At 64.6% G+C, this 13,050-nt stretch carries 14 protein-coding genes; 5 read left to right on the top strand and 9 right to left on the bottom strand.

Going from position 1 to position 13,050, the window contains the following annotated elements:
* Positions 1–139: 139 nt before the first annotated feature.
* The 3 genes from argE to BM046_RS10015 form a co-directional block, all read right to left on the bottom strand.
* Positions 140–1,285, bottom strand: a complete 1,146-nt coding sequence (gene argE / locus BM046_RS10025) for an acetylornithine deacetylase (protein ID WP_090539066.1) — start codon at positions 1,283–1,285, stop codon at positions 140–142.
* Positions 1,286–1,373: 88 nt separating this feature from the next.
* Positions 1,374–2,624 carry an inorganic phosphate transporter gene (locus tag BM046_RS10020; RefSeq protein ID WP_090539064.1) on the bottom strand — a complete coding sequence of 417 codons (1,251 nt, stop codon included), beginning with the start codon at positions 2,622–2,624 and terminating at the stop codon, positions 1,374–1,376.
* Between the two features lie 37 nt (positions 2,625–2,661).
* On the bottom strand, positions 2,662–3,339 hold the full coding sequence (locus BM046_RS10015) for a TIGR00153 family protein (protein WP_090539062.1): 678 nt from the start codon (positions 3,337–3,339) through the stop codon (positions 2,662–2,664).
* A gap of 141 nt (positions 3,340–3,480) precedes the next feature.
* Here BM046_RS10015 and BM046_RS10010 point away from each other — a divergent pair, with 141 nt between their 5' ends.
* The 5 genes from BM046_RS10010 (at position 3,481) to BM046_RS09990 (ending at position 6,864) form a co-directional block, all read left to right on the top strand.
* Positions 3,481–4,884 (top strand): CYTH domain-containing protein, encoded by a 1,404-nt coding sequence (locus BM046_RS10010; protein ID WP_090539060.1) that lies wholly within the window; start codon positions 3,481–3,483, stop codon positions 4,882–4,884.
* A gap of 16 nt (positions 4,885–4,900) precedes the next feature.
* Positions 4,901–5,743, top strand: a complete 843-nt coding sequence (locus BM046_RS10005; RefSeq protein WP_090539059.1) for a 23S rRNA (adenine(2030)-N(6))-methyltransferase RlmJ — start codon at positions 4,901–4,903, stop codon at positions 5,741–5,743.
* Positions 5,744–5,841: 98 nt separating this feature from the next.
* Positions 5,842–6,156 carry a DUF883 C-terminal domain-containing protein gene (locus tag BM046_RS10000; RefSeq protein WP_090539057.1) on the top strand — a complete coding sequence of 105 codons (315 nt, stop codon included), beginning with the start codon at positions 5,842–5,844 and terminating at the stop codon, positions 6,154–6,156.
* Positions 6,153–6,623 carry a hypothetical protein gene (locus BM046_RS09995; RefSeq protein WP_090539055.1) on the top strand — a complete coding sequence of 157 codons (471 nt, stop codon included), beginning with the start codon at positions 6,153–6,155 and terminating at the stop codon, positions 6,621–6,623. Before BM046_RS10000 ends, BM046_RS09995 begins: the two co-directional genes overlap by 4 nt.
* The gene (locus BM046_RS09990; protein WP_090539053.1) at positions 6,580–6,864 is read left to right on the top strand and encodes a hypothetical protein; all 285 of its coding nucleotides are present in this window, start codon (positions 6,580–6,582) and stop codon (positions 6,862–6,864) included. The genes BM046_RS09995 and BM046_RS09990 overlap by 44 nt, the downstream gene beginning before the upstream one ends.
* A 36-nt stretch (positions 6,865–6,900) precedes the next feature.
* Here BM046_RS09990 and mnhG read toward each other — a convergent pair whose 3' ends face one another.
* From mnhG to BM046_RS09960, 6 genes are read right to left on the bottom strand one after another with little or no spacing between them, the layout of a single operon-like run.
* The gene (mnhG, locus tag BM046_RS09985; RefSeq protein WP_090539051.1) at positions 6,901–7,287 is read right to left on the bottom strand and encodes a monovalent cation/H(+) antiporter subunit G; all 387 of its coding nucleotides are present in this window, start codon (positions 7,285–7,287) and stop codon (positions 6,901–6,903) included.
* Entirely contained in the window at positions 7,284–7,553 is a 270-nt protein-coding gene (locus BM046_RS09980; protein ID WP_407920441.1) for a K+/H+ antiporter subunit F, read from the bottom strand. The genes mnhG and BM046_RS09980 overlap by 4 nt, the downstream gene beginning before the upstream one ends.
* A gap of 8 nt (positions 7,554–7,561) precedes the next feature.
* Complete coding sequence (locus tag BM046_RS09975) at positions 7,562–8,059, bottom strand: Na+/H+ antiporter subunit E (protein WP_090539048.1); 498 nt, start codon at positions 8,057–8,059, stop codon at positions 7,562–7,564.
* Positions 8,056–9,696: a monovalent cation/H+ antiporter subunit D gene (locus BM046_RS09970; protein WP_090539046.1), complete on the bottom strand. Its 1,641-nt coding sequence runs from the start codon at positions 9,694–9,696 to the stop codon at positions 8,056–8,058. The genes BM046_RS09975 and BM046_RS09970 overlap by 4 nt, the downstream gene beginning before the upstream one ends.
* Positions 9,693–10,034 (bottom strand): Na+/H+ antiporter subunit C, encoded by a 342-nt coding sequence (locus BM046_RS09965; RefSeq protein WP_090539044.1) that lies wholly within the window; start codon positions 10,032–10,034, stop codon positions 9,693–9,695. The genes BM046_RS09970 and BM046_RS09965 overlap by 4 nt, the downstream gene beginning before the upstream one ends.
* The gene (locus BM046_RS09960; RefSeq protein WP_090539041.1) at positions 10,034–12,940 is read right to left on the bottom strand and encodes a monovalent cation/H+ antiporter subunit A; all 2,907 of its coding nucleotides are present in this window, start codon (positions 12,938–12,940) and stop codon (positions 10,034–10,036) included. The genes BM046_RS09965 and BM046_RS09960 overlap by 1 nt, the downstream gene beginning before the upstream one ends.
* Between the last annotated feature and the right edge of the window lie 110 nt (positions 12,941–13,050).

Genomic DNA, 13,050 nt, shown 5'->3' with positions numbered 1-13,050 from the left:
GCCGGGGGAGAGGGAGCAGCCTTTGCCAGCAGGAACCGCAGGCGCTCTGCTGAAGACATCCCTCCCTTGGCGCGACAGGCGCTGCGCAGAACGGCCAGCTGGCCCGAGGGGGCGAGTAGTGGGCCGGGGAGAGGGGATGCTACAAGCAAAACCGCCCGATCAGTTCCCGCAGCACCCTGACCGTGGGCTCGATCCGCTCCATCGCCAGGTACTCATCCGGCTGGTGCGCCTGGGCGATGTCGCCGGGACCGAGGATCACTGTCTGCAGGCCGAGCTGGTTGAGGTAGGGGCCTTCGGTGGCGAAGGCGACGCTGCCGGCACTGTAGCCGGTGAGCTGTTCACAGGCCCGGACGATCTCGGCACTGGCCGGGGTATCCAGCGGTGCGACACCGGGGAACAGGGGCTGGTAATCGATCTCCACTCGGTGCCGTTCGGCCACCACTGCCAGGCGCTGGGCGATGGCCGCGCGCAGGGCATCCGGATCCATCCCGGGCAGGGGACGCAGATCGAACTCCAGGGCGCAGCGACCGCAGATGCGGTTGGGGTTGTCGCCGCCGTGGATGCAGCCCAGGTTCAGGGTCGGGGTAGGTACGCTGAACAAGGGATTGTGCCATTGCGCCTGCCAGCTGCGACGCAGCTCCAGCAGCTCGCTGATGACCTGGTGCATCGCCTCGATGGCGTTGCGTCCCAGGCTCGGGTCGGAGGAATGTCCGGCCTGACCGATGATATCCACCCGCTCCATCAGGATGCCCTTGTGGATGCGGATCGGCTGCAGCCCGGTGGGTTCACCGATCACCGCATGGCGGGCACCGAGCAGATCGTCCGCCACCAGTGCCTGGGCGCCGCCCATGGCGCTTTCCTCGTCGGCGGTGGCGAGGATGATCAGCGGCTGCTTCAGCGGCTGGTCGAGCAATGGCCGCAGGGCCTCGATGATCAGCGGGAAGAAGCCCTTCATGTCGCAGCTGCCCAGGCCGTACCAGCGGCCGTCGGCCTCGGTCAGGCTGAAGGGGTCGTGCTGCCAGCGCTCGGGATTGCAGGGCACTGTATCGGTATGGCCTGCCAGCACCAGTCCGCCGGGACCGCTGCCCAGGGTGGCGATCAGATTGGCCTTGCCCGGCGCGCCCGGCACGGGCTGGATGCGGCAGTCGAAGCCGAGCTGGTCGAGCCAGTCCGCCAGCAGGTGAATGACCGGCAGGTTGGACTGGTCAAGCTCGGGCTGGGTACAGCTGATCGAGGGGGTCTGCAGCAGGGCGGCGAACTGCGCCTTGAGGGAGGGGAGGGACATGGCAACTCCTGACTGAACACCCTGCGGTCGTGGTGCTGACCACAGGGTCGTAGCTGAAACAGCAGCTTACGTCAGTCGGGCGCCGGCGTCAGCCGAAAATGGCCGAGAAGATCAGGAAGTAGATGATCGACAGAATGGCGCCAGCGGGCAGGGTCACTACCCAGGAGGTGAAGATGGTACCGATGACCCGCAGGTTGAGTGCGGCAATACCCCGGGCCATGCCGACCCCGAGAATGGCACCGACCAGCGTGTGGGTGGTGGAAATCGGCAGACCCAGACCGGAGGCGCCGACCACGGTGGAGGCGGCAGCGAGCTCTGCGGCAAAACCGCGGCTGGGGGTCAGTTCGGTGATGTGCTTGCCGATGGTGGCGATGACCCGGTAGCCGTAGGTGATCAGACCCACCACGATGCCCAGGGCGCCCAGCAGCAGTACCCAGCCCGGCACGGTGGATTGCGGCTGGATGGTGCCCGACTGCAGCACACCGACGATGGCTGCCAGCGGCCCGACGGCGTTGGCCACGTCATTGGAGCCGTGGGCAAAGGCCATGGAGCAGGCGGTGAAGATCATCAGGATGGCAAAGACCCGCTCCACTCCCTGCAGGTGCCGGCTGTCATCCTGTTCCTCCTTGATGCGGCTCATCAGCGCGACGCCGAGGACGGTCACCACCGTACCGGACAGCAGTGACAGGCCGAAACTTTCCACATTGTTCAGGTCCAGACCAACGTGCTTGAGGCCCTTGGTCAGGGTCATCAGGGCAATGATGAAACCCACCGCGAACATGTAGATGGGAATGTAGCGCTTGGCATTGGCGAAGGGGTTATCCGTATCCAGGATAAGCTTGTGCACCGTGACGAAGATCATGAAGGAGATGCTCCCCGCCAGCAGGGGCGAGATGATCCAGCTGGACACGATCGGCACGACGCCGCCCCAGTGCACCGACTCCACTGATACGCCGACCGCGGCAAAGCCGATCACGGCGCCGATGATCGAGTGCGTGGTGGAGACCGGCCAGCCCTTGATGGACGCGATCAGCAACCAGGTACCCGCTGCCAGCAGCGCGGCCAGCATGCCGAAGATCATCTGCTCCGGGCCGATCATCGAGGAGTCGACGATGCCGCTGCGGATGGTCTGGGTCACGGAACCCCCGGCCAGGTAGGCGCCGAGGAACTCGAAGACCATGGCGATAAGAATCGCCTGCTTGATGGTCAGGGCCCGGGAGCCGACCGAGGTGCCCATGGCATTGGCCACGTCGTTGGCGCCGACGCCCCAGGCCATGAAGAAACCGAACAGGCAGGCCAGCACCAGCAGGATGGTGCCATATTCTGCTATCAGGGTCATAAGTCAGAACTCATTTGGATTGAAGTAAGGTGACCCGTCAGCGGGCCATGATGATTCCCAGGCGGTTCCCTACCCGCTCTGCCCGGTCCGCCACATCACCGATCCACTCGATGACCTGGTAGGTGAACATCACGTCCACCGGGGGCAATACGGCTTCGCGCTGGTAGAGCGCGGCCCGCAGTTTGATCTGCATCTCGTCGGTATCATGCTCGATGCGCTCCAGTTCATCGATCAGATTCTCCACCAGCTTGACCTCACGGCCTGCGAAGCTGGTTTCCATCAGATCGCTCAACTCGCCAATGGCCTTCAGAGCCTGGGCAGAAGCGTCCACGGAGCGAACCACGAAGCTTCTGAATGCGGGCTGCACATCCGGATGAATCTTCATCTTGCGGCCCAGCATCAACCCGGCGATATCCTTGGCGCGGTTGGCTACTTTGTCCTGTACACTGAGCAGCTCCAGCAGATCCGAGCGGGGAACCGAAAGGAAAAGACTGTTGGGCAGACTGACGCGAATATTCTTCTTCATCTGATCGGCTTCGCGTTCAAGGTGGGATATCTGCTGCTGGATGCGCTCGGCCTCGACCCAATCCTCCGCCATCAGGGCATCGATAAAGGGAATCAGCTGCGCTGCGCATTCGTGTGCCTTGGCCATGTGTCGCTGCATCGGCCCGATGGGGGAGCGACCGAACAGGTTCAGAAAGGGATTGTTGGGCATATTCCAGGCTCCAAGGCATGAAGGGGGCGTAATTATAAGCCCGGATCGCACGGGTGGTCACCCGATAGCAATAAAAAGGCCACAATCAGAATAGACGCTGTATCACCGTTGAGGGTGGTGCAACCAGGTATGAGACAGAGTATGGACAAGGAAACAGAGATCAAGCTGCGGGTCAGCCCGGCGGCGATCACCAGCCTGCGGGAGCATCCGCTGCTGAACAGGCGCAGAACCGGAGAGTGGCATACCGGCACCCTGTACAACCAGTACTACGACACGGCGGAGCGGGATCTGGCCCTGGCCCGGGTGGCCCTGCGTGTACGCAGGGACGGCGAACAGTACATCCAGACACTCAAGAGCAAGGGCCAGAGCGTGGCCGGGCTGTCTGAACGCAACGAATGGGACTGGCCCATCGATGGTCCCGGTCTGGACCTGACGCAGCTGGATGACAGCTGCTGGCCGGCCAGCCTGGCGACCCTGGACAAACTGCTGCTGCAGCCGGTGTTCACCACCGATTTCCAGCGCACCAAGGCGCTGCTGAACTGGGAGCACGAAGGCCAACCGGTGCAGGTGGAGGTCGCGCTGGATCAGGGGCAGGTGCTGGCCGATGGCCGTGCCGAGCCGATCTGTGAGCTCGAGCTGGAACTGCGCAGCGGCCCCGTCGTGGCATTGCTGGAGCTGGCGACCAGCCTGTCGGCCGATATTGCCCTGATACCCTGCGACATCAGCAAGGCCGAGCGCGGCTACCGGCTGTACGACCCCGCCAGCTACGAGCTGCAGTTGCCGGCCCATCCCTGGAGCGAACAGACCACGGTCGATGAGGTGGTGGCGGCAGCCGGCTGGCAGTTGCTCGGGCATACCCAGCGCCTGGCCGAGCAGTACCGTTTCAGCGGTCAGTGGCGCCTGTTCCGGGAGCTGGTGGCGAGGCTGGTGGATCTGCGGGCCTTCTTCAGCGTGTTCGATCTGGGCGTGCCGCGCAGCTCGACCCAGCGCTTCACCCCCCGTCTGGACAGCCTGCTGGCGGAGTACCGGCCGCTGGTGCTGGCCGGCTGGGCCGATGATGAGGATGGCCGGCGGGCCAGGGAACAGGCTCCGGTGCTGTTCGAGCGTACGCTTCAGGATCCGGCCTGGGGGCAGCTGTTCCTCGGACTGGCCCTCTGGCTGCACACCGGCGGCTGGAACCAGGAGCGGCCGCCCCGGGGGGACAGGGTTGGCGCGCTGGCGTTGCCGCGCTGGTTACTGGCCGCCGTGGCCCGGGAGATCCAGGAGCTGCGCGTACCCCACCAGAATGACGATGACCGCGATGTCCAGCTGTGGCTGGCCCAGCAGCCGCGTCTGCAGCGACTGGGCTTTTTGCTGGGGGGCTTTCGCCAGTTCCTTGCTCTGCCCCAGGTGGATCACCTGTATGGCGAGCTGAACAAGCTGCAGGCGCTGCTCGAGCAGTACCCGCTGGTCGACGACGAGGTGCGCCCGGCGCTGCTGCTTGCCCTGCGCAAACAGGGTCAGAAGGTGCGTCGGCTGGACGCCTGGCGCGAATTGAACCGCTGATCACGGGGCCAGCTGGATGAACTACCGTCACAGTTTCCACGCCGGCAACCATGCCGACGTACTCAAGCATGCCGTGTTGTTGCGCGTGCTCACCCTGATGCAGCGCAAGACGACCCCGCTGTGCTATCTCGACAGCCATGCGGGCATCGCGCTTTACGACCTGCAGGGCGACGACGCCAGCCGTACCGGCGAGTATCTCGATGGCATCGGACGGCTCTGGGAGCGGGACGACCTGCCCGAACTGCTCGCCGACTACCGCGCTGCGGTGGCGCGGCAGAATCCGGACGGGGCGTTGCGGTTCTACCCCGGCTCACCGCAGCTGGCGGCGGATCTGCTGCGCGAGCAGGACCGGATGATTCTGAGTGAGCTGCACCTGGAGGATGCCGCGACCCTGCGCGAGCATTTTGCCGGGCACCCGGCCGTTGCCGTGCACCACCGCGATGGCTACGAGTTGCCCAAAGCCTTCCTGCCGGTCGCGGAAAAGCGCGCCCTGTGGCTGCTGGATCCGCCCTTCGAGAAGAGCGATGACCTGCAACGCTGCGTGGATGGCGTGCAGCAGGCCATCGGCCGCATGCGCCAGACCGTGATTGCTCTCTGGTACCCGATCAAGGACGAGCGCCTGCTGCGTGATTTCTATCGCCGCATCGCCGAGGCCGAGGTACCCAAGGTGCTGCGCGTCGAGCTGCATGTTCGACCTATCGACACCGGCCTCGGGCTCAACGGGTCGGGGCTGATGCTGATCAATCCGCCCTGGCCTTTGTGGGAGGAGCTGGAGGCAGTGCTGCCCTGGCTGGCCTCCCAGCTGGCCCAGGCCCCGGGGGGCGGATGGCGGATGGACTGGCTGGTCGGGGAACCCTGAGGCGGATATAGCGGGAACACCGGGGGCGCTTCGGTAGTCAAGTACTATGTCGGCGCCCTGGCGTCCGGCCAATTCGAAGCTATCAAGGAGCCCTGAACATGAGTGCTGTTGACAAGAACGGACCCGTAGCAAACCAGAGCAACGATCGCAGGGAAGAGGTCGAATCGGGCAAGGAAGCCGTGGCAGCCGCCTACAGCAAGCTGATGGAAGCCAAGGAGCATTTCCGTCATGCAGCCGAAGCGGCGGGGATGGACTGGAAGCATGATGCCGAGGCGCAGCTGGCCAAGGGCAAGAGCAAGGCTACCGAGCTCTGCGATCATGCCAAGGGTTACCTGCACGACAAGCCGCTGGTGACCCTGGGCATCGCCTTTGCCGCCGGTTTCCTGGTTGCCCAGCTGACCTCCCGGAAATGAGCAGGGTGCCGGGGGACGACGTCCCCGAGAGCGGAGATGTCGGGGGCCAACCCCGGCAATCCCAGCCGGTGCTGGACGAGCTGAAATCCTCCGCGCAGTGGTTGGAACATGCAGCTCTGGTCGGCGGGGATCTGGTTCGCCTGGCGGGTATGGAGCTGCGGTTGGCGGCCGGGGACTCCGGCCGCATGCTGCTGCTTGCCCTGGCGATGATCCCGGTAGCCATTCTGGCCTGGACCGGGCTGTCGGTGCTGCTGGCCTGGCTGGTTTTCACCTGGCTGGGGTCTGTCGCCTGGGGCCTCGCGGGCTTCATTGCGCTGCAGTTGCTGATGCTCGGGATCGTGGCAGCCTACTGTCGAAAACTCTCCGCCAGCCTGCGCTTTCCGGCTACCCGCCGTCAGCTCAATGCCCTGAAGGAGCAGATCCATGGGACGCAAGATACTGCAGAAACAGATTCAACAGCTGGATGAGCAGCTGGGCATCGAAATGGCCCTGCTCAAGCTCGATGGGCGGGAACGCCTTGCCGCGCTCAAGGGAGTGTCGCCGCTGTACTGGATCGGCGGCGGCCTCGCGCTGGGGCTGCTCACCGGCAAACTCATGGGCGCCAACGGACCACGCCTGCTGATCAGTCAGGGCAGTCAGCTGCTGCGGATTGGCAGCCTGCTGATGCCGGGCCTGGCCGTTGCAACAAGCCCGCCCGAATCCCTCTGACCCGACGGGCGACCGGTGTCGCCCGCCTCTTCCCGTCTATTCATCTTCCGGAAACTGGTAGGCATCGGTCTGGTCGTCGCTGGCCTTGCGCCGTGCCCGCAGGTCGCGGTACACCGCGGCCCGCATGATCATCATGGATACCACTGGCGCGGTAAGCAGAACGAAGGCGGTGATCAGCAGCTCGTGCACCACGGGGCGTTCCAGCGTTCCGGAGAAATACAGCATCGAGGCAATCAGGAAGCAGCCGGTGCCGACGGTAATGAACACTGCCGGGCCATGAATGCGTTGATAGAAGTTGGGCAGGCGCAGCAGACCCAGGGCCCCGATGAAGGTGATCAGACCACCGATCACCAGCAGCAGCGCTATGGGCAGCGCCAGCCAGATACTGAGCTCGGCCATGGGCAGGCTGAGAAAACCGCTCATTCGATGATCTCCCCGCGTATCAGGAATTTGGCCAGGGCGATCGACGACACGAAGCCGGTCAGGGCAATCACCAGTGCGGCCTCGAAATAGACCACGCTGGAAAAGCGGATGCCCAGCAGCAGGATGAACAGCATCGCCGCCATCCACAGTGAATCCAGCGCCAGCACTCGGTCCTGGGCGGTCGGACCGAGCAGCAGGCGGATACCGCAGAAGATCAGCGCCAGCATCACACACAGCAGGGCGAAGCCGAGCGCGGCGGTCAGCATCAGGCCTGTCATGCTTTCTCCTGTTCGAATATCTCGATCAAGGGCTGCTCCAGCTTGGTCTTGATCATGTTTACCCACCAGTTGGCATCATGCAGGTCGAAGACATGCAGGGCCAGATCGTTGGTGCCCGGGATGATCTCCACCCACACGGTGCCGGGCGTGGAGTTGATGATGCAGGCCAGCACCGCCAGACCGTGGGGGTCACGCAGATCCAGCGGAATACGGATGAACTGGGTGTTCAGCCCCCTGGAGCGGAACAGGATCAGCGTGCAGACGTTGAAGCACGAGCGCAGTATCTCGATCAGTGAGGAGATGGTGAGCCTTATCACGGTCAGCGGTCGCGACACCCGTACCGGGGTCGGACGCAGCGGGGCTACCAGCAGGGGGATGGCAATGGCGATCACCGCGCCCAGCAGCAGGTGGGCCGGGTGCAGGGTCTGATTGAGCATCAGCCACAGCCCCAGCAGGGACAGGGAAATCAGCGGGGTCGGCAGCCAGCGCCTCATGAATCACCTCCGGTGATGCTGACCACGCCAGGCACCGCCGGCGTCGACATCACCCGCTCGATATACCGCCCCGGATCGTGCAGGGCGTCGGCGGTACGGTCCAGATAGCGGCTGGTGGGGCCGGCCGCCAGGCTGATGGTGATGCACAGGGCCAGCAGCACGGTAATCGGCAGGGCCTCGCTCAGCTGCAGGCGCGGCGCCGTGGCATCCGCTGCGGCCCAGAAGGTCCGCACGCCGTAGCGCATCAGCGAGATGATCGCTGCCAGCCCGGACAGGATGATCAGCGCGAGTATGGTCCAGGCCAGCGGATCGGCGACATAGGTGTTATCGGTGAACATGCCGGTCGGATTGAGCAGGGCGTGGAACAGCGCGAACTTGGCGATGAAGCCGGACAGTGGCGGCAGACCGGCCATGATCAGGGCACTGGCGACGAAGGACAGACCGAGGAAGGCCATGGCGGCGGGAATCACCACCCCGGCGGACTCCTCGGGAGCGTCATCGATGGCGAAGGCCTCCATGGTCAGGGCCAGTACCGCGGCACTGGGTTTGCGGATGCGTTCGATCAGCTCCATCAGCAGCATGAAGGCGGCCACTGCCAGGGTCGAGCTGATCAGGTAGAACAGGGCGGCGCTGATCACCCGGGGCTCACCATAGCCCAGGGCGGCCAGCAGGGTGCCCGAGGAGATGATGGCGCTGAAGCCTGCCATGCGTCCCAGTTCCTGGCTGCCGAGCATGCCGATGGTGCCGAAGGCCAGGGTCAGCAGGCCGCCAGTCACCAGCACCGCACCGGACAGGGCATTGAGCAGCTCGGTCTGCTCGGCGAACACCAGCTGCCACAGGCGCAGCAGTACATAGATGCCCACCTTGGTCATCAGCACCAGCATCGCGCCCACCGGGGGCGCGGCGGCCGCATAGGTGGTCGGCAGCCAGAAGCCCAGCGGCCAGACTGCACTCTTGATCAGGAATACGATGGCCAGCACCGCTGCGCCGATTTCCAGCAGCAGCCGCTCGCTTTCGCCCATGGTGCTGGCGCGCACCGCCAGATCGGCCATGTTCAGGGTGCCGGCGGCAGCATAGATCAGGGCCACGCCGATCAGGAAGAAGGATGAGGCCACCAGGTTGATCACCACATACTGCATGCTGGCCCGGATCCGCTCCGATTGCAGACCGAGCAGCAGCAGGCCGTAGGACGCGGCCAGCATGATTTCGAAGAACACGAAAAGGTTGAACAGGTCGCCGGTGATGAAGGAGCCGTTGATACCCGCCAGCAGGAACTGGAACAGGGAATGGAAGTGCACCCCGGCGCGGCTCCAGCGGCGGTAGGAAAACACCAGTGCCGCCAGTGCGATAACGGCACAGAGGGTCAGCATCAGCGCTGACAGGCGATCGACCACCAGGGCGATACCGAAGGGCGCCGCCCAGTTGGCCGCCAGGTAAACGCCGACGCCCTGGGGCCAGACCTCCCGATCGGTGAACCAGAACAGCGTGATCGCGGTGGCCAGCAGGGCCAGGGTGCCGATCAGGTTGATGGCGAACTTCAGCTGCTGCCGGCGGCCGCTGAGCAGGACCAGCGCTGCGGCGAACAGCAGCGGCAGCAGGATGGGCAGGAGTATCAGTTGATCAGCCCAGAAGCTCATTGACGGGGTTCCTTGCCATCCACGTGGTCGGTTCCGGTCAGACCCCGGGAGGTGAGCAGCAGTACCAGATACAGGGCGGTGGTGGCGAAGCCGATGACGATGGCAGTCAGCACCAGGGCCTGGGGAACCGGGTCGGCGAACAGCGCCGGATCAACAGCCTGCTCCAGGGTCAGCGGCGGTTTGTTCACCCACAGCCGCCCCATGATGAAAATGAACAGGTTGACCGCATAGGACATCAGCAGCAGGCCGATGATCACCTGGAAGGTACGCGGCCGCAGGATCAGCCAGACGCCCGAGGCAAAGAGTACGCCAATGGCAATGGCGATGACGGCTTCCATCAGTTTTTCTCCTGTCCGGTGGCATCAGCCGCATCGATGGCGGCCACCGGCAGGCGGTGGCTGCGCAGCGACTGGTGCGCCAGGGCGGTGAGTATCAGCATGGTGGCGCCCACCACCACGCTGAACACGCCCAGATCGAAAAAGAAGGCGCTGGGCAGGTGCAGCTCGCCGAGCAGTGGCAGCTCGAAATGGGCGGTGTGGCTGGTCAGGAAGGGGTAGCCCACCACCAGCGCGCCCAGTCCGGTTAGCACGGCGAGGGCCAGGCCCAGCGCCAGCCAGCGGTGCGGTTGCAGGTGCAGCCGGGATTCGACCCAGACGGTACCTGCCAGCATGTACTGGATGATGATGCCGACCGAGAACAGCAGACCGGCGACGAAGCCGCCCCCCGGCAGATTGTGACCGCGCATGAAGAAGTACAGGGCGCACACCAGAATCATCGGTAGCAGCAGACGCAGGTAGACGCCGGGCACCATCAGGTAACCCGTTTCGGCCTGCTCCGCGGGCTGCTGCGAACCGGCGGGGTCTACGGGGTTGGTCTGCTGCGGCGGCAGGGTCATGCTTTCCGGCGCCGGACGGAAGCGCCGCAGCAGGCCGTAGACGGTCAGGGCGACAATGCCCAGCACGGCGATCTCGCCCATGGTGTCGAAGCCGCGGAAATCCACCAGCAGCACGTTGACCACGTTGCTGCCGCCACCCTCGGACAGCGAGCGCTCGAGGAAGAAGCCGCCGATACCGGCGCCGGCCGGCAGCATCAGCACCAGATAGCTGATGGCTGCCATGGCCAGACCCGACGCCACGGCGAGGATGAAGTCCCGGGTGCGGCGCGAGCGGGCAATGCGGTTCTCCCGCTTGTCGCGCTCGATATCCAGCAGCCGCGGCGGCAGCCAGCGCAGGCCCAGCAGGATCAGCACCGTGGTCACGGTTTCCACCATCAGCTGGGTCAGCGCCAGGTCCGGTGCAGACAGCCAGAGGAAGGTCAGACAGACCACCAGCCCGGCACCGCCGACCAGCGCCAGCGCCGCCAGTCGGTGATATTTGGCCTGCCAGGCGGCCGCCACGGCGCAGACGCAGCCGATCAGCCACAGGGCCGCGAAGGGCAGGTGCGGGGTGCTGGGTTGCATCGCCGTCCATACCCCGGGGGCGCTGGCTGCCGCTGCCACGCCGGCGAGCAGACAGACGGAAACGATCAGCACCAGCTGCGGTTGCAGGCGTCGAGTCCCCAGCAGGCGCTCGAGACGCGAGGCAGCGCTGCGCATCTCCAGCATGATGTTCTCGTAGGCCTGCTTGCCGTTGAAGCGGTACAGCACCGGTACCCGGTCGACCTGCTGAAGGTTGAAGCGCACCCGCAGCACGGTATAGAACAGCACGCCGCCGCCCAGTGCCACGAAGCTCATGATCAGCGGGATGTTGAAGCCATGCCAGAGCGCCAGGCTGTAATAGGGGGTCATGTCGCCGAGTACCGACTGCACGCTGTTGTGCAGCAGCGGGCCCACGCTCAGCCCGGGGATGATGCCGACGATGAGGCAGAATACCACCAGCACCTCCACCGGAAAGCGCATCCAGCGCGGCGGTTCATGGGGGGTACTGGGCAGATCGGTGGCCGGCTTGCCGAAGAACACGTTAATGAAGCGCAGCGAGTAGGCGACGCTGAACACACCCATGGTCACCGCCGCCAGGGGCATCCACCAGTTGTCGCTGCTGCCGACCATCAGCGTCTCGGCGAAGAACATTTCCTTGGAAATGAAGCCGTTCAGGAAGGGCACGCCGGCCATGGCGGCGGAGGCCACTATCGCCAGGGTGGCGGTATGCGGCATCAGATGGTAGAGCCCGCGCAACTTGCGCATATCCCGGGTGCCGCTCTCGTGGTCGATGATACCCACGGCCATGAACAGGGAGGCCTTGAAGGTCGCGTGGTTGAGCGTATGGAATATGGCGGCGACCATGGCCAGTGGCGTGCCTATGCCGAGCAGGGCGGTGATCAGGCCCAGGTGGCTGATGGTCGAGTAGGCCAGCAGGCCTTTCAGGTCATGCTGGAAGATGGCGATGAAGGAGCCCAGCAGCAGGGTGCAGACCCCGGCACCGCCGATGATCCAGGTCCACTCCGGCGTGCCGGACAGTACCGGCCACAGGCGCATCAGCAGGAAAATCCCCGCCTTGACCATGGTGGCCGAGTGCAGATAGGCCGACACCGGGGTCGGCGCGGCCATGGCATGGGGCAGCCAGAAATGGAAGGGAAACTGGGCGCTCTTGGTCAGCGCGCCCAGGGCAATGAGGATCAGGGTCGGCAGGTACCAGTCATGGTCGCGCAGGGTTTCGCCGGAGTTGAGCACCACATCCAGATCATAGCTGCCGATGATGTGCCCGAGCATCAGTACCCCGGCCAGCAGACAGAGCCCGCCGCTGGCCGTGACGGTGAAGGCCATGCGGGCACCCCGGCGGGCGTCGGCGCGGTGGTGCCAATAGCCGATCAGCATGAAGGAGGACAGGCTGGTCAGTTCCCAGAACATCACCAGCTGGATCAGGTTGCCCGACAGCACCACACCGAGCATGGCGCCCATGAACGCCAGCAGAAAGGAGAAGAAGCGCGGCACCGGATCTTCCGGTGACATGTAGTAGCGGGCGTAGACCACCACCAGCAGGAAGATGCCGATGATCAGCAGACTGAACAGCCAGGCCAGGCCATCCATGCGCAGTACCAGATTCAGGCCGTACTCGGGCATCCAGTCGATCTGCTGGCGGACCACGTCACCGTTATTGATCTGCGGAAACAGGTATCCGAGGATGACCAGGCCGATCAGGCCGATGGCCGCTGCAAGCCATGCTTCCTGATTGCGCGCATTGACCGGCAACATCGCTGCCAGTGCGCACCCGATGAAGGGGATCAAGGTCAGTATCAGTAACAGCATGGGCTCCCGGGATGACTGAATTTGAGAGGGATTTGTTATCGCGCTCTGATGTCCGAAGAGCGTCAGACGAACATCACCGGCTCGCTGGAATCCCGGTGATGCTCATGGCA

The sequence above is a fragment of the Halopseudomonas formosensis genome (genome assembly GCF_900115905.1).
In the GTDB taxonomy this organism is placed as follows: Bacteria; Pseudomonadota; Gammaproteobacteria; order Pseudomonadales; family Pseudomonadaceae; genus Halopseudomonas; species Halopseudomonas formosensis.
This window is presented reverse-complemented; position numbering and strand designations above follow the sequence as displayed.

Bases quoted from the DNA above. Each gene is read 5' to 3' on its own strand.
- BM046_RS10020 (WP_090539064.1), bottom strand. From the start codon at position 2,624: ATGACCCTGATAGCAGAATATGGCACCATCCTGCTGGTGCTGGCCTGC.
- BM046_RS09980 (WP_407920441.1), bottom strand. From the start codon at position 7,553: ATGCTGACCGCCGCGCTCGGCTTCGCCCTGCTGTGTGTGATGCTGGCG.
- BM046_RS10005 (WP_090539059.1), top strand. From the start codon at position 4,901: ATGAACTACCGTCACAGTTTCCACGCCGGCAACCATGCCGACGTACTC.
- mnhG (WP_090539051.1), bottom strand. From the start codon at position 7,287: ATGAGCGGTTTTCTCAGCCTGCCCATGGCCGAGCTCAGTATCTGGCTG.
- argE (WP_090539066.1), bottom strand. From the start codon at position 1,285: ATGTCCCTCCCCTCCCTCAAGGCGCAGTTCGCCGCCCTGCTGCAGACC.
- BM046_RS10015 (WP_090539062.1), bottom strand. From the start codon at position 3,339: ATGCCCAACAATCCCTTTCTGAACCTGTTCGGTCGCTCCCCCATCGGG.
- BM046_RS09960 (WP_090539041.1), bottom strand. From the start codon at position 12,940: ATGCTGTTACTGATACTGACCTTGATCCCCTTCATCGGGTGCGCACTG.
- BM046_RS10000 (WP_090539057.1), top strand. From the start codon at position 5,842: ATGAGTGCTGTTGACAAGAACGGACCCGTAGCAAACCAGAGCAACGAT.
- BM046_RS09965 (WP_090539044.1), bottom strand. From the start codon at position 10,034: ATGGAAGCCGTCATCGCCATTGCCATTGGCGTACTCTTTGCCTCGGGC.
- BM046_RS09970 (WP_090539046.1), bottom strand. From the start codon at position 9,696: ATGAGCTTCTGGGCTGATCAACTGATACTCCTGCCCATCCTGCTGCCG.
- BM046_RS09975 (WP_090539048.1), bottom strand. From the start codon at position 8,059: ATGAGGCGCTGGCTGCCGACCCCGCTGATTTCCCTGTCCCTGCTGGGG.
- BM046_RS09995 (WP_090539055.1), top strand. From the start codon at position 6,153: ATGAGCAGGGTGCCGGGGGACGACGTCCCCGAGAGCGGAGATGTCGGG.
- BM046_RS09990 (WP_090539053.1), top strand. From the start codon at position 6,580: ATGGGACGCAAGATACTGCAGAAACAGATTCAACAGCTGGATGAGCAG.
- BM046_RS10010 (WP_090539060.1), top strand. From the start codon at position 3,481: ATGGACAAGGAAACAGAGATCAAGCTGCGGGTCAGCCCGGCGGCGATC.